This is a genomic window from Sphingobacterium faecale (assembly GCF_016746095.1).
GTDB lineage: Bacteria > Bacteroidota > Bacteroidia > Sphingobacteriales > Sphingobacteriaceae > Sphingobacterium > Sphingobacterium faecale.
This window is the reverse complement of record NZ_JAERTY010000017.1, coordinates 35,978-57,072: the sequence shown is the minus strand read 5'-3', so window position 1 is coordinate 57,072 and position 21,095 is coordinate 35,978. Positions and strand designations below refer to the sequence as shown.

Annotated in this window: 13 protein-coding genes; 7 read left to right on the top strand and 6 right to left on the bottom strand. The window is 41.5% G+C overall.

The window, feature by feature from the left end:
• The first annotated feature begins 221 nt into the window (after positions 1-221).
• Both JKG61_RS22110 and JKG61_RS22105 read left to right on the top strand, forming a co-directional pair.
• Entirely contained in the window at positions 222-1,517 is a 1,296-nt protein-coding gene (locus JKG61_RS22110) for a purple acid phosphatase family protein (protein ID WP_202105183.1), read from the top strand.
• 580 nt (positions 1,518-2,097) lie between these two features.
• Positions 2,098-4,629 carry a tetratricopeptide repeat protein gene (locus tag JKG61_RS22105; protein WP_202105182.1) on the top strand — a complete coding sequence of 844 codons (2,532 nt, stop codon included), beginning with the start codon at positions 2,098-2,100 and terminating at the stop codon, positions 4,627-4,629.
• A 204-nt stretch (positions 4,630-4,833) separates the two neighbouring features.
• Here the strand turns inward: JKG61_RS22105 and JKG61_RS22100 are convergent, their stop codons facing one another.
• Genes JKG61_RS22100 through JKG61_RS22080 form a run of 5 tightly spaced genes read right to left on the bottom strand, consistent with a single transcriptional unit; the run spans position 4,834 to position 14,025 of the window.
• On the bottom strand, positions 4,834-6,327 hold the full coding sequence (locus JKG61_RS22100) for a xylulokinase (protein WP_202105181.1): 1,494 nt from the start codon (positions 6,325-6,327) through the stop codon (positions 4,834-4,836).
• A 10-nt stretch (positions 6,328-6,337) separates the two neighbouring features.
• Positions 6,338-8,002, bottom strand: coding sequence for a glycoside hydrolase family protein (locus JKG61_RS22095; RefSeq protein WP_202105180.1), 1,665 nt, complete (start codon positions 8,000-8,002; stop codon positions 6,338-6,340).
• 27 nt (positions 8,003-8,029) lie between these two features.
• Positions 8,030-8,803 (bottom strand): hypothetical protein, encoded by a 774-nt coding sequence (locus tag JKG61_RS22090; RefSeq protein WP_202105179.1) that lies wholly within the window; start codon positions 8,801-8,803, stop codon positions 8,030-8,032.
• A gap of 39 nt (positions 8,804-8,842) precedes the next feature.
• Complete coding sequence (locus JKG61_RS22085) at positions 8,843-10,657, bottom strand: RagB/SusD family nutrient uptake outer membrane protein (protein ID WP_202105178.1); 1,815 nt, start codon at positions 10,655-10,657, stop codon at positions 8,843-8,845.
• A 20-nt stretch (positions 10,658-10,677) separates the two neighbouring features.
• On the bottom strand, positions 10,678-14,025 hold the full coding sequence (locus JKG61_RS22080; protein ID WP_202105177.1) for a TonB-dependent receptor: 3,348 nt from the start codon (positions 14,023-14,025) through the stop codon (positions 10,678-10,680).
• A gap of 182 nt (positions 14,026-14,207) precedes the next feature.
• Here JKG61_RS22080 and JKG61_RS22075 point away from each other — a divergent pair, with 182 nt between their 5' ends.
• The 5 genes from JKG61_RS22075 to JKG61_RS22055 all read left to right on the top strand — a co-directional run bounded on the left by JKG61_RS22075 (position 14,208) and on the right by JKG61_RS22055 (position 19,862).
• Complete coding sequence (locus JKG61_RS22075; protein WP_202105176.1) at positions 14,208-14,780, top strand: RNA polymerase sigma factor; 573 nt, start codon at positions 14,208-14,210, stop codon at positions 14,778-14,780.
• Positions 14,781-14,784: 4 nt separating this feature from the next.
• On the top strand, positions 14,785-15,768 hold the full coding sequence (locus JKG61_RS22070) for a FecR family protein (protein ID WP_202105175.1): 984 nt from the start codon (positions 14,785-14,787) through the stop codon (positions 15,766-15,768).
• A 10-nt stretch (positions 15,769-15,778) separates the two neighbouring features.
• Positions 15,779-17,344, top strand: coding sequence for a glycoside hydrolase family 32 protein (locus JKG61_RS22065; protein WP_202105174.1), 1,566 nt, complete (start codon positions 15,779-15,781; stop codon positions 17,342-17,344).
• A 51-nt stretch (positions 17,345-17,395) separates the two neighbouring features.
• Entirely contained in the window at positions 17,396-18,712 is a 1,317-nt protein-coding gene (locus JKG61_RS22060; protein WP_202105173.1) for a sugar porter family MFS transporter, read from the top strand.
• A gap of 160 nt (positions 18,713-18,872) precedes the next feature.
• Positions 18,873-19,862 (top strand): transglutaminase domain-containing protein, encoded by a 990-nt coding sequence (locus JKG61_RS22055; RefSeq protein WP_202105172.1) that lies wholly within the window; start codon positions 18,873-18,875, stop codon positions 19,860-19,862.
• A gap of 11 nt (positions 19,863-19,873) precedes the next feature.
• On the opposite strand, the gene JKG61_RS22050 is transcribed toward JKG61_RS22055, so the two are convergent.
• Positions 19,874-20,920 carry a hypothetical protein gene (locus JKG61_RS22050; RefSeq protein WP_202105171.1) on the bottom strand — a complete coding sequence of 349 codons (1,047 nt, stop codon included), beginning with the start codon at positions 20,918-20,920 and terminating at the stop codon, positions 19,874-19,876.
• Positions 20,921-21,095 lie beyond the last annotated feature (175 nt).

The window sequence follows — 21,095 nt, the reverse complement described above, 5'->3', positions numbered from 1 at the left end:
TGAAGTCGCAGAGCGTGGCTTCAAGTTTTTTGTTTTAGGTTTTTCTGTAATTTCACCTGCTCATTACCAGGAAAAGTTAGACCTATTCATTAAACAGGACGGATCAATGTTCGGTATAATCTTCAGGATAACTGCCGACACGTAGCCCAATGTGAGACTGTATTAACATCTTTTCGTTCTCAGTATATGATTTTATCAATTTTTTAAACGATATTGTACATATGAACCTTAAACAATTATTCTTGGTACTAATACTTTTTTTAGGACTTCAGAAAGCTAATGCACAACATAAAATATACACCGTTATTGCTAATCCAGGGCAAAACGCCTCGACAGAGATCCGCCTCAATTGGCATCAGGAGCTAGGTAGCGGCAAGTCTTACATCACCTATACGCAGACAACGGATAAGAACTGGAAGAAAGCCGTAACTATTGAGGCTGATCAATCCCTATGTTCCGTATTTGATAGTATATATTCCAAAAGACCCAATGGAGAAGATTTCTACGAAGATGCAAAGTTCGTACGTAATACCGTCACTTTACAGGATCTAAAACCTGGCACCCAGTATCAGTATAAACTGACTTCGGGTACGATCGATGTAAACAACGACAAGGATATCCGGATGTTCAGAACAGCACCCGGATCCGATCGCTGGAACATGGGGGTTATCTCGGATATACACGTATATGCACCGTTACCCGATAGACAAAAGGCGGGCATGTCCATGATTCAACAACTTGAAAAACAACATAAGCAACCATTTGATATGATGCTCCATGTCGGTGATCTATCCGCTTGGGGAGGCAGCTATTCCTTTTGGCCGACACTATATGCCGATTCTACCTTTAGCCGGTACGTATGGGCAGGAGTTAATGGAAATCATGATGATATGACGAGACAGCACGCGCAGAGTAATGCTTTTTTTCGTAACGTCAACAATAATCCGGACAATGGGTATGGCGATCAATTAGGCGTGTGTTATTATTTTACCTATGGTAATACATTGTTCGTAATGCTAAATAACGAGGCTATGAAAAGTGAAGAGGGCCTTACAGAAGCACAGCAATGGATGAAAGCAGTTGTGAGAGATAACCCATCAAAGTACTTGGTCGTCGTTTCCCATTACCAATGGTTTATGGGAGGAGATGGTCGTAGTTCACAATATACAAGATGGAAGCAGCTATTCGACGAGTTAAGAGTCGATTTAGCCATCAGTGGCAACAACCATATTTACGTACGTACCAATGCACTATATGCCGACAAGGAGACCGATGGCAGCAGAGGAACAGTCTATATACAGACGCCTTCCGCTGATAACGAACGTGGACAGGCTATGGGGGCATTGCAGTACAATCAGGATCTTATTAGATCACGGTGGACAGAAGGGCCTAATACTGTAGGCGCTTTAATAATGAGCGCTAATAAAAAGCACCTTAAACTCACACTTTACGATCGTAATGGCAAACCTCTGGATCAAGTCATGGTTAAACCCAAATCACACAGAAAACGTAGATAAGATTAAAGTTCCAATAGCTTTTTTGCCTTATCGCAGTCTAATCTATGCACTCATTCTATAATAGAATTCACCTCATAGATAGGGGAGTAGCATCATGGGGAGGAATGGCGTTGAGTTGATCGATCAAGGGTTTTATATTCATCTATTGTGGAGGTGAAGCCCTTTTCTAATGGCAAAGAAAGCCATCTCTTGGGAAGACGGCCTTCTTACGCACGCACTAACCGATTTTATATTGTTTACATATAATGTACAAGGTAAGTAAACGTATTAGAAGTAAAATACGGTTTCCCGTAATGTATAAGTATTTTATTACCGATGGCGTATCGATTATATTCCAATTTAGAGAGCAAGGTTGTAAAAGCACCGATAGTCACGCATATTTAAAAAGATGTTTTTAGTTTATGGCATGGTTTTAATACATCTTATTCTGACGGGTTAGATGGTGACCCCGTAATTCGGGCTAATTGGCAGATTGTGATCGGAATTTTTTAGCTTTGGATATCACACGTTAGGAAGATTATGCGATCATTATTACCACGTAAAGGATTAGATGGAGAGATATCAGAAAAAAGGAAGAACAATGGTACTAAAACTAAATATACGCTTTAAGAAACATGTGCTTACCGGTCTTTTGTCAGTTTTGCTACTTGCCGGGTATGCGCAGGAACAGATAAAGCAACAGGGCGAAAAAGGACAGATTGTTGAGCAAAAGGCAAATAGCCAACCAACAGTTCTAGATTCTATTGAAATTGTACGCGACTACCGTCCCATGCTAGCTGATGCGGTCAAGATCCGCCGCAGTCCGGATATGAAGATCGAGCGCAAAGACCTAGAGGCCGAATTACGCCAGGTCGTTGCCAGCATCTATTTTGATATGAATGATTTTAGACGGCCTTTTCATAGTCCATTGCCCGAAAAGTACCCCAATGCAGCCCGCAATAATATCGATAATAACAGGATTGGTATTATGGCCTATCACGCCGGCGAGTACGAAAGAGCCACCTCCATTCTGAAGAAAGTAGGACCATCCGATGCTTTTTATCAGAGTTCGATTATTGCATTAGGTAAGATTGCCCAAGAGACAGGGGACAAGCAAGGCGCATGGGCTGCGTTTTCCAAAGCTTCAAAAATGGATTTCGATCAGGAACTGAAAGCAGATGCCCTTTATAACTACGCCAAGATCTTAGGTGGGTTGGATTCCATCCAATCTGCCGTGCCGCCCCTTCAACAATATCTCGCGCTGAAATACGCTAACATTAATCTGCAAGCAGATCGAAACGAAAATAGCGAAACACGCACCGCTGAAATTTTATCCGGTGGCAGTAATTTTGAGACAGCTGTGTATTTGTTGGAATCATTTCCCACTCGAAAGCAGAAAGCAGATGCGGTCTATCAGAAGATAACTTATTATCGGGGACTGGAGTTTTATAACGAACGCGCCTTTGAAAACAGCATATCCATGTTGATGCGGGCAGAAAAACTGCCAATAGATATCGAAATGGCAGCGTTGGCAACCTATTGGAAAGCAGAAGCCATGTACGAAGTACGTAAATACAGCGAGGCGGTCGACAACTTTTCCAGATTTCTCAGTCTGCCTGCTGCACGAAACACCGATGTATACAATTATGCCAACTATGCTTTGGCCTATTCGGCTTTCCGGGTCCATAGATATAGCATGGCAGCCCAGTATTTTGAACGTTTTTTGGCCACCACCGAAAGTTCCTTAGACAAAAATATACAGTATGATGTGATCGCTCGTTTAGGAGATTCCTATTTAGCGACCCGAAATTATCAACGGGCCAACCAATACTATGACCGGCTGATCAACAGCAGAGCTCCCAACCAAGATTACGCCTTGTTCCAGCACGGTATTATTCAGGGCTTGCAGGGCGACAACGAAGCCAAGCTCAACACCCTGCGCTCCGTCGTTGAAAAATTTCCGACCTCAGACTATGCCGATGACGTAGCATTCGAGATACCCTATGTCTATTTCCTTGCAGGCAATTATGACGACGCGATCAAAGGATTGGAAAAGATGATCAAAAAATACCCGCGCAGCAGCTATGTACCGAGAGCACTCCTGACCATTGGACTTGTACAGTACAATCAGGATAACTCCGAAGCCGCGATGTCCACCTTCCAGAAAGTGGTGACCGAATTCAGTACAACTAGGGAAGCAGCACAGGCCATGCGATCCATTGAAAATATCTATCTCGATCAGGGCGATGCGACCAGTTATATTCAGTACGCCCTCAGCAACAATATCACCGATCTCAGTCCCGCAGAGCAGGACAATCTAGCATTCAAGGCAGGCCAGACCCTCTTTTCCAGAGGCCAATACGGACCTGCAGTAGAGGCGATCAATGCCTATTTTGATAAATTTCCTAAGCCTAGGCAAGAAAAGCATGCGCGCTATATCCGTGGGGTCAGTTTATACCATACGGGTCACCCCAGAGAAGCGCTGAAGGATCTCAACATTATCCTCAACGATTGGACAAGCCCCTATACAGAGAATACACTCCTTACCGCTGCTGCATTATACCTGAGTCTGAAGGAATACAATGAAGCTATCGTACACCTCAAGAAACTTGAGCTCAATACTGATTACAAAGACAACTACGGATACGCCGTCACCAATCTGATGATTTGTTATTTCGAGATCGGTGACTTAAAGCAGATGGATAAGTATGTCAAACTAATAAAAAACTATGATCGGGTATCTGATGAAGAAATCGCCACAGCACACTTGTATATCGCTAAGGCCATGCTACAGCAAGCAAATAAGGAATCTGCACTGAAGGAATTGAATTTGGCTGCCCTAAAAAGTCAGTCAGCAGCCAGCGCAGAGGCGCGGTATCGTGTAGGGCTATTGCAGTATGAAAACAAGGAGTACGATAAAGCCCAAAAGTCCGCTTTTGATGTGATCGACAACATGGACTCCCATGATTATTGGGTCGCCAAGAGTTTCATACTCCTAGCGGATATCTATGCACGCAAAGGCAATACTGTGCAGGCCAAGAGTACGTTAGAAAGCATCCTTGAAAACTATGAAGGCGATGATGATGTCATTTCCTCGGCCAAGCAGCGTTTGCAGCAATTGAAGAAAAAGTAAGGGACCTACCGTAGGATGAAATCGCTATTTCTCTTTCCTGGGCTTATTGTTAATGCCAGTCGCATTCAGATAGGGGGCTTTAGTTTAACTTTGTACTTTGTCTAGGAGAGTAAGCCTAAATGTACGGTCTTTTCGATGAATTTAAGGATAATAATTGTATAGATGATTTCAATCTAATCATAGAAGGGGGGATTGGTACAATAGTTAGTAATTATTTGTTTTTGTGGTAAGTATAGATAGCCATTTTTCATAAACCTCCCTACATTTTTCTGTTTCATTTTCTATAGGAGATATTGAAGCCATTTTTTCTAAAGCGGAAAATGCTTCGTCGTAACTAGCGTAATATTGTAAACCATATCCTGCAGCACGTGCCGCACCTGTAGCCCCATCCGTATCGAATAGGTCAATAGTTATCCCACTTATATTAGATAGCGTTTGTACAAATAGGGGACTGAGAAACATATTGGCATAGCCTGTTCTCAACGAAGTGGGAGATATCCCAATCTGGCTCAAGATGCTTATACCATAGTTCATGGCAAATGAGATCCCTTCTTGTGCGGCGCGCAATAGATCTCTCCTGTCCTGGTTGTTGAAATTAATGCCATGAATAGAGCAGTCAAGATGCTTATTCTCTAGCATCCTTTCTGCGCCATTCCCAAAGGGGATGATAGAAATACCATTGGCTCCTATTGGCGATTGCATGGCCAGAGAGGTTATATCATTGTAAGACATTGTCCCCAATCCTAAGTTTCGCTTCATCCAGGAATTCAAAATACCAGTGCCGTTAACACAGAGTAGCATACCTAGACGAGGATCTTTTTTGGTATGATTTACGTGTGCAAATGTATTGACCCTTGATCTGGTATCGAAGTCTAACGTTCCCATTACGCCATAGACAACGCCAGAAGTACCCGCGGTAGCGGCGATTTCTCCAGGTTTTGTCACGTTTAGTGATAGTGCATTGTTTGGTTGATCTCCTGCGCGATAAGTAATCGGTGTCCCTATCTGAAGGCCCAGCTCCTTGGCTGCGGTATTACAGATGGTTGCTTGCTGTCCAAAAACTGGAATTATGTCTGGGAATAAGTTTCTAGCTATTCCGTAATGTCTCAGTATATCATCAGATATTTGTTCATATTTAAAATCCCAGAATATTCCTTCAGACAGACCTTCCACAGTTATGCCGGTTTCCCCAGATAATTTCATAGCGATATAGTCGCCCGGTAAGAGAAATTTGTATATGCGTTCATAAATTTCAGGTTCATTTTCTTTTACCCACGCGAGTTTTGAAGCTGTAAAGTTTCCCGGCGAGTTAAGCAGATGAGATAGACATCTATCCTCGCCAATAGCCTTAAAGGCTTTCTCTCCATAAGAGATGGCGCGGCTATCACACCAGATTATTGAAGGACGTAACACCTTAAAATCTTTATCAATAAGAACAAGCCCATGCATTTGCCATGTTATACCGATAGCTTTGACTTCGCTACCATTTATTCCTGCTTTATGTAACACCGCTTTACTGGCCGATTTGAGGTTCGACCACCATTCTTCTGGATTTTGTTCCGCCCACCCGTGTTGGTGAGCGATGATATCCATTTCGTGTTTTGGATAGTAGTCAGATGCGGCTACCAATCCATTATCAGCCTTTACCAAAGATGCTTTGACAGATGAACTGCCGATGTCATACCCTATAAAATACATATTCAAAAAATTACCAAAGTTCGTATGTTTCGATATCACGGACAGTAATTTCTCCTGAATTGGCAAACAAACCCGCTAAATAATTTTTGCCGTTACTTAGTCCCGAGTTAAATGCCAGTTCATCATTTATGTACAGCTCGAATGTGTCTCCCATCAAAACCATTCTGTAGGTATATATAGAGTTCGCAGAAAAATCATAACTTCTGATGTTCGTTACATCCCAGATATTACTGGTCAGGTATAGTCTGTTTTTATCTGGCTCAATAACCAAGATATGAGGGATATCATTTAATCCGGGAGCAGTAAGATTTTTACTTAGGATAATACCGTACGATTTACAGGAGCTGTGATCTACGGTGAATACCAACTCCCTATTGTCCATGGCGCCTTTTAGTAGCATTCCCTGCCAACTGTTGTTTGCTGTCGTGCAGGACAGTACAGTTCCATTTTGAGTCCAATTACCTCCTTTCAACGGCCACCAGCCAAACGAAGTGTTAGGCTGCGAATGTATCTCAATATTTCCCGACGTCGGGGCCCTGCGTATTTGCGGCATCAGATCGGATGCGTATTCCAATCTAAGTTTATTGTTTTTTACAACCACGTTCTTAGGGAGGGATAAGACCGAGGGACCATTGTTGACATCCACGTACATCGCGCGTCTTTTACCTTTGTACAGCAGACTTCTCATGCTGTACCCGCTATTTATCGAGCCACCCATCACCACGTTGTCAGAAAAATTCTCCGAAAAGAGACCATCAGGAGTATTTGATTTTGCATATATTATTGCTCTGGATATATACGGATCGGAAAACAAGTTAATACTTCCATTGTTTTTTCCTGTTGTAAGCGTCATATACCACACTCCATCCATTTCAAATACATCTATCATTTCAGGCATAGCTATACCATCGGGTTGGTAAGCTATTCCCTTCTGCATCCAGTTTATTAGATCGGTAGAATAAGCAACCCCTACTACTGTAGTGGGGCTGCCTAAGGTACTTCTGTTTGCCGCCGCTATAAAGTATCCCCAAAAGCCATTGCCGGAGGGATCTTTTATCACGACCATATCCCGACAATCAACGATATCGCCCCATAGTGGGTCATTACTTCCGGTACCCTGTGCATTGAAAGATATAAACCATGCTGGATCAGGTTCCAGAACAGGGTTGTTTGCATGCAATTGCCAGTTATATAGGTCCGTAGAAGTAGCCAGTCCGATACGTTGCATGCCCCATTTGCGCATGGTATAGTACATATAGTATGTTCCATTATGTAGTATCGTGCATCCCGTATATCTGAAATCCTGATCATTGGTATAGACTCCGCTGTGCAAGTCTAGCACCTCTTTTTGTTCATTCCAGGTTAACAGGTTACCGGAAGTAGCATGGCCAAAACCCCGAAGGTTCATATTTTTGCCACCATAATCAATATCATCGCGCGTATATTGGAGGTGAAAAAGATGTATCGAGTCATCTTTAACAATAGCCCAGCTATCCCACATATTGAAAGCATATGGACGGTACTTGATCATATTGCTTGACAAAGGTAATGAAGGAACTGCGGGAGTAACATTTCCTCCATTAGTCTTTTCTACTTCAGGAATGATCAGCTTATCGCTACAGCTATAGACAAATATCATAGCTAGTAGGGTATAGGATTTTGTAATCGTATTCATATCTGTTTAATTCAGTTTTTTTAGGTACTATACGCCTTTCTTATAAAAAAAGATAGCATCGATTTGAAGAGTTGTTCCTCCTTTACCGCCACTTAAAATCGTTAAGAGATTTTCCGAGCCTTCGACAGAAGTTCTTTCGCATATCTGGTTGTAATTCCATTTATTGCCCAGATCGGACAACTTGATTTCTATTTCGTGCCATTTTCCATCTCGCGGTATATTAGTTCTATAGTCCTCCACGCTTTCGCCTGTCATCATATTTTCGCCGATAGTAAAGCCAAATTTTTCATAAACCGATGCATCAGAGTTCGGTTTGTAGAATCTAAAGCCGTGGCTTTCATTGTCCACACTTTTCATGGCTATATGTAAGGTATAGGATTGATCTATTTCAGTAAAATCAAAAGCTTCGTTTGCTGTCGTATGCCATGCCAGTACACTCCATCCGGCCCCTTCATTTACATCATACCACATCCAATGATCCCCTACACCATAGAAGTTTTGACCCATTGTACTTTCGCTTTTATTTGTCAGACCATTCCATATAGCGTTTCTTATACCATTACTTTTATTTGGCCGGTAGTCTTTGAGTATCTTACCTTTTATTTTTTCAGCTGTTGCATCATCCAAAAATAACAGTACATAGTTGCTTCCTTTCAGTGATTCATGCAATTGATCCTGAGGACTGTCATCTTCCTTATATTTAATATAATCTGTCGATGGAGGGGTTAGGGCCTTGTCTTTCTTACAGGATAGCAATAACATCCCCATTATAATAGAACAGATAGTTAAGTGTCGAGTCATATTGTTAAAAATTATTCAGTTGATAATATGATTTGTAGGTTACCATCTGGGGTTTTGTACCAGATTAGGGGACTTGTTTATATCTTCTTGGGGAATTGGCCACAGATAGTGTTTAGGCGATTCAAAAACGCGCTTTTCCACTTCAGCTCTTTTATAATAGGCTGGGTCATTCAAAGCACCTCCCTCATTTATGCTCATTCCAGTAACCGGTCTGCTTTCCGTTTTTTCCGCGATAAGTAGACGTCGCACATCGAAGTAACGAAATGCTTCGAATGCAAATTCTATTCTTCGCTCATGGATGATAGCTTCTCTAACCGCCTCAGTATTCATCGTCCCATAGGGAAGTAATCCCTTGCCCGAGGTGAATCCTGCACGTTTACGTACTTTATTTATGTAATCAATTACTTCATTATTTGGACCGCTGTATTCATTTAGAGCTTCCGCATAGTTAAGATATATTTCCGCTAATCGAAAGTGTATATATGCTTTATCGCGGGCTTTCCATTTCGATATATCGGCATCCGGATCAGCCATTTTTCGTTGTATATATCCGGTCACACAGTAGTCAAGGTTACCTTTCGACCGCCCGTCTCTTCCCGAATACCAAAGCTCTACAGGTCGGCCTTTCCATATAGAACCACTAAAGTTTATGGAGGCATAAAAGCGAGGTTCTCTATTTGCGTACATATTACTAATGCCGCTAGGGTGGTAGCCTTTCGGATGGGCTGCTGCGAAACCTGTTTCCTTATATCCTGATGAAACGTTGATATCAGGTACTATAGCAGTGATATAGCCTTTTATGGGGCTCGATCCATCTGCCATTTGGTAAGCATCCACTTGTGCCTGTGTGGGGCAGAATGTAGAATACCCTCCGTGTCCCAGTGGGGTTACCCCCCCTTCAAAAACTACTTCTGGTCCTATGTTACGCGCAAATAGAACCTCCTTGTTATGATTATTTAAAAATATTCCCTCATAGCTTTTCATAGGGTCATTATCGGGAGCATAATATAAGCCATAGCCATTTATTTCCGCTTGATCCACACATTTTTTAGCAGCCTCATAGGCTGCTTTCCAGCGCTCCTTATCATAGTCCGGTACAAGGCGTTTGCCGTCATTATTTTTAAGATCAGCATACATAGGATTACCGTTCCAAAGTGGACTGGCCAGATAGAGTAGGGAGCGAGACTTTAGTGCGAGAGCAGCTATACTGGTGGCTCTTCCTTTCTCGCCGGCCACAACGTTGGGTTCTAGCAATGCTGCTGCCCGATCACATTCCGATGCAATAAATTCAAATACCTCATCAATTGGGGCTCTCATCAGTGTCGTAAAATCATGGTCCGGTCTGAATGGTGTGTCATACAGGGGGATAGGGCCGTGGGCCCGTGCTAGTATAAAAAGAAAGTATGCCCTCAGGAAAATTCCTTCTCCTTTCCAACGGTCTCTTCTTTTACTGTCCATAGGGACATTATCTATATTTTCAAGAAAAATACTAGCTTTTCTCAACCCTTCATTAGTATGTCCCCAAATAACAGTCTTGTCCCAGAATTTTCGGATATCACTGGGGCCCCAGGCGCCAGAGTTTAAGTTATTTGAAAAAGCACCCGAGTAGGTTATTTCCATTTCATCAGAGCCGCCTACATATGGGTTTTGTGTAAAGTCATCATTGAGTGCTGCCATCAGCGGAATACTTGAATATACCGATGAGAGAAACCGAAAGGTGTAAGCCTCATTATTGAAAACATGTTCTTGGTCAAGAATCTCTTCAGGTTCCTTGTCTAGGTACGAATCGCATGAGCTTATCAGTATTAGCATAGATAGTGCAAATGCCTGTATTAGGATAAATATTTTATTCATATCATATTAAATGAGTGGTGTTAAAATCCAATTTGTAATCCCAGATTGAAACTTCGTTGCAACGGGTATCCCCCAGTCCCATTATTCGATTCAGGGTTCATGATTTTGATGTTGTCTAGCGTTACGAGATTCATCCCGTTTAAGAAAAACCGGGCATTGCTGATGCCAATTTTTTTGTTAATATTGTCGGGTACATAGAAAGCAATTTCAGCTGTACGGAGTCTCAAGAAGCTGGCATTTCGCATATATAGCGTAGAGCGACGGTTATTATTAGGACTGTTATTGTCCGATGCTGCAGGGTATTTGGCATTCTCTCTGTCATCCGGTTTCCATCGGTTTTCGTAGTATTCCCTAAATATATTGTAGGTTCCCAATCCGTCAGAAAAGGCGTATATCCCTTCACCTTCTATAAATAAACTTGTGTTTGATACCCCGTTTAAAAAAGCACTGATTTCAAAGTTTTTGTAACCGATTGTAAATCCCATGCCCGCTACCATTTCCGGAGTACGGGGATTACCAATGGCTATTTCGTCGTACGTATCGATTATGCCGTCTTTATTGATATCTAAGTATTTGATATCTCCAGGTTTAATAGTTGTTTGAAAATAGGTCTGGTCAGGCGAGCTGTCGATATCATCCTGATCTCTAAAGAACCCATTGGCCACAAGGCCAAAATGTTGGTCTATACGTTTACCTATTCGCGATTGATAGCTCCATTTGGGCTTTGCTTCATCATTTTCTAAAACCTTGTTCCTGGCAAAGGTAAAGGTGCTACGAAGCGAATAGTAAAAATCACCAGCGCGCTTTCTATATTCGATCATTCCGTCTATACCTTTATTCTCTACTACGCCGAGGTTGGCATAGGGTAATACAGCACCGTTTATACCCGATACCTCTGGGATAGCACCATCTCTTTTCAGTAATATACCTGTCCGATGCTCATAAAAGCCATCAATTTGAATCTGCAATGCATTGTTGAACAAATACATATCCATTCCCATGTTTCCTTTAGTTGCCACTTCCCATGTTACGTTTTGATTTCCGATTTGCATTTCACTAAGTCCTGGATAGGGTGTCTGGCTCATCCCAAAATTGGCATCATGTACTGATTTCGTGTATATGTTTTCAAACAGAAAGCGGCGTCCTCCAATTTGATCATTTCCGACCTGACCAATGGATCCACGTAGCTTAAGGTAGCCCACTGGAGATTTTGTTGACCAGAAACGCTCATTGGATAGTATCCATCCTGCCGAGACAGATGGGAAGAAACCATAGCGTTTGTCCTTAGGGAAATTCTCCGAACCATTGTAACCCATATTAAATTCCAACAGATAACGTTGGTCATAACCGTAGTTTATCCGTGCCGCAACCCCTTGTCTTCTATAGGGCAGGTTATATCTTGAGTTATCAGTTCCTAGATTTACGTGCTCGTTTCTATTCGCTAATAGCAGCCCTCCGATACTATGTTTTTCGATTATTCTATCGTAGTTTACAGCCACCTCTGTGTATACAGATCTACCGATCCCTGAATAGGAATTGTCGCCGTGTGCAGTCTGGTACCCCATCGGTTTATCTTCCCTAAAGATGGTATACAAGTCGTTTCCTTGATTATCTTTGCCATCATATCTTTTTGTTTCAAACTCTTTACGGTGTAAGTTTGCCACATTTGTATAATGGTCATAGGAGAATGTTCCTTTTATCGCCAGCCCCTTGGTGATCAGATCAGAAAGATCCCATCGGCTCCCAAATGTACCCTGTAGAGAATTTCTGTCATATCTAGCATATCCTGCATTAGTAGCGAGCCCCCATGGATTGTTGTTTAGATAGGAGGTTCCTCCCGACATAGTCCCATCGGGATTTATCGGAAAGTATTCTATTGGTGATATTTTACGCATAGCCATAAATATCTCATCACTAGATGCTCCCGGATAATAGTTGTGTTGGATTATTCCCCCCAATCCCAGATTTAGTTCAAGATTCTTTGCCACCTGTATGTCGACATTCGATCTGAAATTGTAGCGTGATACATTCGCGTTCGTCCTGTATGTCACATTTGGGTCTTCGTGATATATTCCCATTTGTTTAGTATATCCGACACTGGTAAAATACTTTACAAAAGTATTGCCTCCAGTTACACTCAGGTTATTAATACTTTGTGATGTATTCTTTTTCAGAATGAGATTTGACCAATCTATATTCGGATGAAAATAGGGATCAGTCCCATCTTTGTAGAGTGAGATATCCTCAGGTGTATACTTTGCGGGCTTATTGGCATTAGCTAGCGCTTCATTGACCAATTCTGCGTACGCCGATCCATCAATATATTTAGGTAATCTCAATGCTGACAGTACGGCATTTTCTGTTCGGAAGGTGACTTTGGGCTTTCCTTCAATCCCTCTTTGCGTAGTTATCAGTATTACACCGTTTGCACCTCTCACTCCGTATACGGCTGTAGCAGAGGCATCTTTTAACATAGTTATACTTTCTATCTCATATGAGTTTATTGTATTTATATCGCGTTCGATTCCATCCACTAGAGTCAGTGGGTTTCGGTTTTCCCAAGTCCCCATCCCTCGTATCAATAACTGTGAAGCATCATTCCCTGGTTCGCCCGATACTTGTTGAGTTATTATTCCCGACATGCTTCCTGCAAGTGTATTGGATAGAGAAGGAGTTGCAGTAGCGCGTATGCCTGACATCGAAGCAGATGATACAGAGCCTGTCAGGGATATCTTTTTCTGCGTTCCGTATCCTACTACTACCGCTTCGGTCAGTTCAGTCACCTCTTCCTGCATAGTTATGGCTATCTCTGTTTTTCCTTCGAGTTGCAGTTGAGTAGGCTTAAATCCTATTGATGAAAATTCCAGTGTCGCATTTGCATAAGGCGCTTCTATTGTAAAGTATCCTTCTGCATCAGTTGCGACCACAGTAGCAGACCATTTTAGCGCAACTTTTACATTCGCGATTGGTTTTCCTTGCTTGTCAGTTACGCGACCATTTATTTTGGACGGAGGGGGCGGGCTTTCGACTGGTTTAATTTTTCCTGCAGGAGTGCTCTTGTTTAGTATTATATGTCTGTTTTTTATTTCATACTTTATTTCCTTTCCTTCAAATATCTTCTTGAGTGCTTCTTTTAAAGAAACTACTTTAATGTTTATGTTGATCTTCTGGCTGAGGTTCAGTTCGTTGTCGTCATAAAAAAAAGAGTAATCAGTCTGTTCCTCTATTATCTTCAAAACTTGCTTTATGGTGGTATTATTCGCATTGATAGTAACCTTTGCTTGGCTTTGGGCATAGATACAGTCATGAAAGAGCATCAGTAGAAAACTCAGGAATAGACTTATGGACATGAATCGGTTTATCATCATAGTGGTTTAAAATAGAATTAGTCATATAAAAATAGAGTGCGCTATCTTGAAGAGCACTCTAACCATAAAGAAGCAGTATCCGAGCGATATGCCTAAGCGAAAAAATAAAATATATTTTAGGCACTCTTAGGCATACTGTTATCATTCGGCTTCTTTATATTTAAAGATTAACGATAACCGATTTGGAACAAGCTATAAACTTAAAAGCTCTCTTTGCTCAGATTGCCAAAAACAATCCCAGAGCATTTCAGTTATTTTTCGATTACTCCTATACACAGCTCTATCGCTATACATCCTATTATCTAAAAGATCCCGACGAATGCAAAGATGTAATTTCCGAGGTTTATTACCGTTTATGGCAGAATAGACACAAGCTGGCTAATCTCAGTAACATTGACAACTACCTGTTCATCTGCGTACGTAATCAGGCACTCTATCATCTTCGGGAATCGAATCGTTATCAAAGTATAAGTTTAGAAGGTGTCACTAGCGAGGAGATGATAGATAGACGTAATCCCGAGGGCGATCTTCTCCACTCAGAGTTCCGGGATATTCTGGAGCTTGCGATAAATTCATTGCCGCAGCGGTGTCGTCAGGTCTTTTTTCTGGTAAAGGAAGAAGAAATGAAATATCGTGATGTAGCAAAGTGTCTCGATATTTCAGAAAAAACAGTGCATGCTCAGATGTGTATTGCGCTAAAGCGGATATCGAGAACCATTAGGGAGTACAAGTTAGGGATACAAATAAAAAGATAAGACAATGAGGAGGTTAGATAAAGATATATGGAGCGTTTTGAGTAGAGCTCTAGCGGGCGAATCCGACGATGAAGACGATTCCATTTTAGATGAATGGTTGTTGGACCGCAATAATAAAGAGGTGTATGACACCATTCAGCGTATTCGGTACCGTGTTGACATGGAGCCTGGCATAGCTTGTAAAGAACAAGTGTTAGAGGATGTAATGGGTAAAATATATGACAATACTTCACCTTCAAAGTCCGGTCACTTTCGTGTTTTAATATTTTCTCTCGCAGCGGCCGCTATTATTCTGGTTACTGCTACGATAAGTCTATGGCTATATAGGACAGCCCAGCCCATATCCATTGTCGAGTTTACCTCAGGCAGTGGAGTTTCTAAAATAGTGTTACCTGATGATACGCGGGTGACCTTAAACAAAGGAAGTAAAGTATCGTATTTATCAGATTTTAATAAAAAAGAACGTAGGTTATCTCTAAAAGGTGAGGCCTTTTTTGATGTCACCCGTAATCCTGATAAGAAGTTTATAGTATCTACTGATCGCGTAGATATCCATGTTCTCGGTACCTCCTTCAATCTGGTAGCCTATCCTGATAGATCCGAAGTCACTACCACCCTGTATACCGGCAGCTTGGAGATGCAGGACACACATAGTGGAGATTTTGTACGGATAAAACCTGGGGAGGAAGTGAATTATAATAAGCAGACTTCCAGGATGATAGTGCGTCAATTCGATGCCCTGAGAAAATCTCATTGGTATCGGGAAGCTATTGTATTCGATGCGGCACCTTTTCATGAAGTTTGTTCCGTTCTGGAAAACACCTTTGGTGTCACCATCAATTTTGATAACCGGATTTTTAGCAGTAAAAGATTTACTGGCCGCTTCAATCACCAGGAGAGCTTAGAAGAGATACTTAGTATAATTCAGACTAGTGTTCCTTTCCGTTATATAGTATCTGATAATATCATATTTATAAACCAACCCTAATACACCTACTATGAGACATCTCATTTTTGCTATATGTATACTAGTTGTCTGCAAGACTGCAAACGCACAGTACGATCCGGTTATTGACACACTGGCAAAGGCAGCGAGGCAGCTACGGGATCTAAAAAGTTCCGATCCTCATCGTCCTATTTTTCATTTTGTAAATCCAGATGGATATGGACAGCCGTTTGATCCCAATGGAGCTTTATTTTGGAATGGCAGGTACCACATGGGATATATCTATCAAAAAGAAAGAAACGACAAGTGGGAGCATCTTTGGGGGCATATAGCTTCGACCGATTTGTTACACTGGCAGATTTACCCCGACATGTTGACGGTCGTTGATGGTGATGCCGAGAAGGACGGTATATTTAGCGGAGGATCATTTCTATCGCGGGAGGGAATCCCACATGTATCGTATCATGGCTGGGGAGCCAATAGTAATATGGCCGCCTATTCTGTAGATCCTGATTTACGAAAATGGGTCAAGTCCGAATTAAATCCCCTGCTTTCGACTCCCGTTTCATCCGATTCTAGCGCCAGTCCATATACCGCTTGGGATCCTGAAATTTGGTATGATAATACAGAGGATTGTTACTATCAGATATCCGGAGGTAATCCTGCTACACTTTTCAAATCCAGAGATTTGAAGAACTGGATTTTTTTAGGTGATTTTATAGAGTCTGACAAACGGCTTAATCTAGATTTTGAAGACGTGTCCTGTCCTGATTTTTTTAAAGTCGGAGACAAGTATGTTCTCCTTTTTATCAGTCACATGCGAGGCGCTCAATACTACATAGGCACATTTGCCAATGATCGTTTTACCGTAGAAGGGCACGGTCGTATGAATTGGCCGGGAGGAACATTTTTTGCCCCCGAGCAATTGGTGGATGATACAGGGCGCAATATTTACTGGGGATGGATTATCGAGCGTAAGCCAGTAGGGCAGGAGTGGAAATACGGATGGTCAGGCATATTGAGTCTTCCGAGAGTGTTTTCTCTTTCAGAGAATAATGAAGTCACCATTGCGCCTGCCGAAGAGTTGCGTACACTACGATACAACCACTATAATCATCAAGGAATCAAGTTGACTGCGGGTACAAAAGAGATACTTACAGCAAAAGGAAAATCCTTGGAGATAACGGCGAGATTTGAAAAAGGAAGCGGTACGTTTGGTCTCAAAGTATTTGCATCACCTGATGGGCGGGAACAGACCATAATAAAGTATGACACCAAAACCGAAGAATTGATAGTCGACTTTAAGAACTCTTCAATCCATGCCCCAGTGCTCATGCCTGACTATTGCATTAAATACTATCAACCCAGTGATTTTGTCGAAACCTTAGTATCCCAACAACGCGTACCCATGAAGTTAAAAGAGGGAGAGCCTCTCTCGCTTCAAGTATTTATCGACCGATCTGTCATCGAAATATTCGCTAACGGTAGAAAATGTGTCACCCAAGTGGTGTACCCCCAGCTCATGGATAGTGAGCAGATTATACTATTTTCTGAGACTGGTGCAGTAGATGTCGAAGATATTCATGTCTGGCACATGGCTGCTACCAACAGTTACTAGAAAGGTGAACGTCTTCCATGCAAAAAAAACAAACTACTAATTAATAAAAAAATGAAACCTAACTCCCGAATTTTTCTTTGGTCATTGATTGTAGCTCTAGGAGGTTTTCTCTTTGGGTTCGATACAGCTGTAATCTCCGGTGTCGAGCAGTCTATCAAAAAAGTTTTTGATCTTTCTCCTTTAACTCATGGTTTTGCAATATCTTCAGCTTTGATAGGTACAGTCCTTGGCGCTCTTTTTGCCGGTCGACCTGCCGACCAATGGGGACGTAAACCCATATTGTATATAATCGCAGCTGGCTACGCCATTTCTGCAATTGGGACAGCGCTTGCTCCGGATTTGTTGCTCTTCATCTTATTCCGTTTTCTTGGTGGTATAGCGGTGGGGGCATCCTCCGTAGTCGCACCTATGTATATATCAGAAATAGCACCGGCTCACATGCGCGGCAAAGCTACTGCATCTTTTCAGGTCAATGTCATTGTCGGTATATTGATGGCATTCATTTCAAACTATCTACTCAGGGACCTTGGTGTTGACGCTTGGCGCTGGATGCTGGGTATCCTGTTCTTTCCATCTGTACTTTATCTTATCCTTTTATCTATTGTTCCTGAAAGTCCTCGTTTTCTAATCTCAAAAGGGCAGACAGATTTAGCTCAGGTTATCTTAAGTAGAATAGGATCACAGATCGAAGATCATGCTCTGAGCATTGTTGATGGCCATTCCGATATTACGGAAGATAGGCTGTTCTCTCGCCGTTATATTAAGCCTTTGATGATCGCCTTTTTAATAGCGGCTTTCAATCAGTTTTCTGGTATCAATGCAATACTATATTTTGCACCCCGTATTTTCGAACTATCAGGCGTTTCTATGGGAGGAGCATTTTTTCAGCCCGTTATTATCGGTTTGACGAATGCCATTTTTACACTTGTAGGATTAGTTTTGGTTGATAGAGTAGGGCGTAGGCCATTACTTTTTATCGGATCATCAGGCATGTCGATTTGCTTGGCTATTGTCGCTGTCATCTATTTCGGACAGAGCTATTCTCCATGGCTATTAGCAGCTTTAGTCGGTTACATTGTGTTTTTTGCTATTTCGACAGGCACAGTGATCTGGATTATAATATCAGAAGTATTTCCGGTCAGTGTTAGGGGGAAAGGACAGTCATTTGGGAGTTTCGTTCATTGGTTTTTTGCTGCCCTTATTACTTTTATTTTTCCAGTTGTTCTGTCGTCATATGTATTTGGTGCTGCATGGATGTTTGTATTCTTTGCAGTGATGATGGTTTTGCAGGCACTTTTCGCTTATTTCTATCTGCCGGAGACCAAGGGGCGGTCTCTAGAAGAGATCAGCAGAGAGCTAGAGATGTGACGGAGATCCTTTTATTAATATATTCCATGTTTTATTGCAGTACAATCGAACACAACCTTCAAAAAATAAAAAACATACACCCAATTTTTCACGGGGTATCCGTTATAACTCATAAAATTAACTAGATTTGAGCACGATAATTAATTTTATAATCTTAATAATGTTTAGAGTTTTCCTTTTTTTGTTTGCTTTGTTACCGTTCCAACTTGTCGGTCAGACTATAGAGATAGATTCTATTCTGGTCGAAAAGTTTTCTACTACTGATCTGACGACGGTACCAACGGCGAAGGATCTGGCCAATCGAGTCTCCACTTTTACAGCTGACAAAGCCGAGCAGTTGCAGCTTCTACTTCTTTGGGCATATAAAAATATGGAGGCTGATTCTGTGCGTTTTTTTCACGGTGGTCCTCGTGTTGAACCCGCAGAAGCATTTAAGAAGCGTAAAGGTCTCTGTGAAGATTATTCTGCAATAATGGATGAGTTTTGCCAAACATTAGGAATCCCCCATCTGCGAATCGAAGGTTACGTGCGGGAATTAGACTTCCAGCCAAAGACGGTTTTTAAAACAGGCAATCATGTTTGGAATGCTGTATTTGTTGGTTCAAACTGGGTGCTGTGCGATTTATTTTGGAGTACTTCCAGTATGAAGTCTAGCAGTGATCCTGTTCCAGGATTTGAAAGAAAACTTAATACAAAATACTATTTGTCCCCCTCCGCTAATTTTAGCGAAACACATTTACCCCTTGATCCAGTATTCCAACTTACCGATCATCCTATAAAGCTAGAGGCATTTACGAATGTAGCGATAGGTATTGATGAGCAAATAGAAAGAATGCCTTACTGCAACTACCTTGACTCTATCTGTAATATACAAAAGCTCCCTCCCGAGGAAAGGGAATTAAATAAGGCTAAAAATGCGTACTTATACAATCCTCAGAATTCTAATGTGCTTATTGCTGCCTATTATAATCATGCCGTACCTGTCCTGAACAACCGTTCGGCCAAAAAGGCCGAACTTCTTCGCGTCAAAAAGAATTTAATTGCAGCAATTGAACTTCTCAAGATCTCCGACGATAGCGCTATACAATCACTTACAGAGCAATGCAAAGAAGGAGTTGCTTATGCCGATCAACGGTTAAAAACACTATAGCTAAAAAGTCTTTACTTTTCCACAGGCTCCTTCGTGATGAGTATACGATAAGCAAGCCCCTTTGTTGTACTAAGTGCTGTAGGCTTGCCGTTTTTCCAGACGGTAGGTATGCCATTTAGAAACCCCGATACATACATATCTTCGCCATCTATGTGTATGTCACGTGATTCCGACCAGGCATTGTCGGCCGAAGACCATACTTCTTTTCCATTTTTCCAATAGGTTGCATTTCCAGATCCCTCACCGAATTTTAAACCCACAGAATGCATGATCTTTCCATCAGTAATTATTCTCGATATTAGTATGTTTTCTTCTTCATGCCTAAAGCGGGTCGCCTGCCCATCCTTATTCCATACGGTTGGAGTAGCGATATGCGTATCATCTAGGCGCTCTTCACCTGTGATAAATATCTTGTCGTCATATTTATAAAGACTTGGCTTGAATATATAATTCGTTCCATCTGTTATCTGTAGTGCTTTACCATTTTTCCAAAGCATCACTCTGTCGAATGTGCCCCTGTTGGAAATTGTCCCCAATACATAACAGTTGTCTTCTATCACTTCTATACCGTGAAAGTCGCGGAAAAATGAGTTATCTGGAATTTCTAAACGTATAGGGAGTTCATTGTTTTTCCAAAATACCGGAGTGCGATCCTCTATCGTTCTGCCCGCCATATAGGTGCTATTATCCGCTATGTTTATCTCCGAAATTGTATATTTTTTGCTTAGCTCTGTCAAGTCCACCTGCATACCATTTTTCCAATAAATAGCAGTTCGATCCTCTCGGTAAAAACCATTCTCTATTCCCACGATATAGATGTCATTGCCACTGGCCATTATACGTTCCAGTTTTATGTCCTCATTTCCTAATATGGTTGGTTTGCCATCTTTCCAATACACAGCAGACTCGTTTTCGTCGTCTGCACCAATGATATGGACGACAGATTTCATTTCAGGCGTTGGCGTGTTTTCTTTGTCTTTACTACAGGAAGTGGAACTTAGCATTATTGTCGAAATTGCTAAAATATATAAGGCAATTGTTTTTTGGATGGTTTTCATATCTATAGAATTATTAGCATTTTTTTTTAAAAAGAAACTCATGAATCGTGAATACAAGTAGATGGATATTATAATAGGTAGAAAACAAATATTTTCCAACCCTGCATATAGCAGAAACGCTAATGTAGCACTTGTTTATCAAAAAAAGCGGTTTTTTCACTATTTGTCCACCTTT

Coding starts and splice junctions, on each gene's coding strand:
- JKG61_RS22085 (WP_202105178.1), bottom strand. CDS start 10,657: ATGAATAAAATATTTATCCTAATACAGGCATTTGCACTATCTATGCTA.
- JKG61_RS22050 (WP_202105171.1), bottom strand. CDS start 20,920: ATGAAAACCATCCAAAAAACAATTGCCTTATATATTTTAGCAATTTCG.
- JKG61_RS22095 (WP_202105180.1), bottom strand. CDS start 8,002: ATGAATACGATTACAAAATCCTATACCCTACTAGCTATGATATTTGTC.
- JKG61_RS22070 (WP_202105175.1), top strand. CDS start 14,785: ATGAGGAGGTTAGATAAAGATATATGGAGCGTTTTGAGTAGAGCTCTA.
- JKG61_RS22060 (WP_202105173.1), top strand. CDS start 17,396: ATGAAACCTAACTCCCGAATTTTTCTTTGGTCATTGATTGTAGCTCTA.
- JKG61_RS22100 (WP_202105181.1), bottom strand. CDS start 6,327: ATGTATTTTATAGGGTATGACATCGGCAGTTCATCTGTCAAAGCATCT.
- JKG61_RS22065 (WP_202105174.1), top strand. CDS start 15,779: ATGAGACATCTCATTTTTGCTATATGTATACTAGTTGTCTGCAAGACT.
- JKG61_RS22110 (WP_202105183.1), top strand. CDS start 222: ATGAACCTTAAACAATTATTCTTGGTACTAATACTTTTTTTAGGACTT.
- JKG61_RS22055 (WP_202105172.1), top strand. CDS start 18,873: ATGTTTAGAGTTTTCCTTTTTTTGTTTGCTTTGTTACCGTTCCAACTT.
- JKG61_RS22105 (WP_202105182.1), top strand. CDS start 2,098: ATGGTACTAAAACTAAATATACGCTTTAAGAAACATGTGCTTACCGGT.
- JKG61_RS22090 (WP_202105179.1), bottom strand. CDS start 8,803: ATGACTCGACACTTAACTATCTGTTCTATTATAATGGGGATGTTATTG.
- JKG61_RS22080 (WP_202105177.1), bottom strand. CDS start 14,025: ATGATGATAAACCGATTCATGTCCATAAGTCTATTCCTGAGTTTTCTA.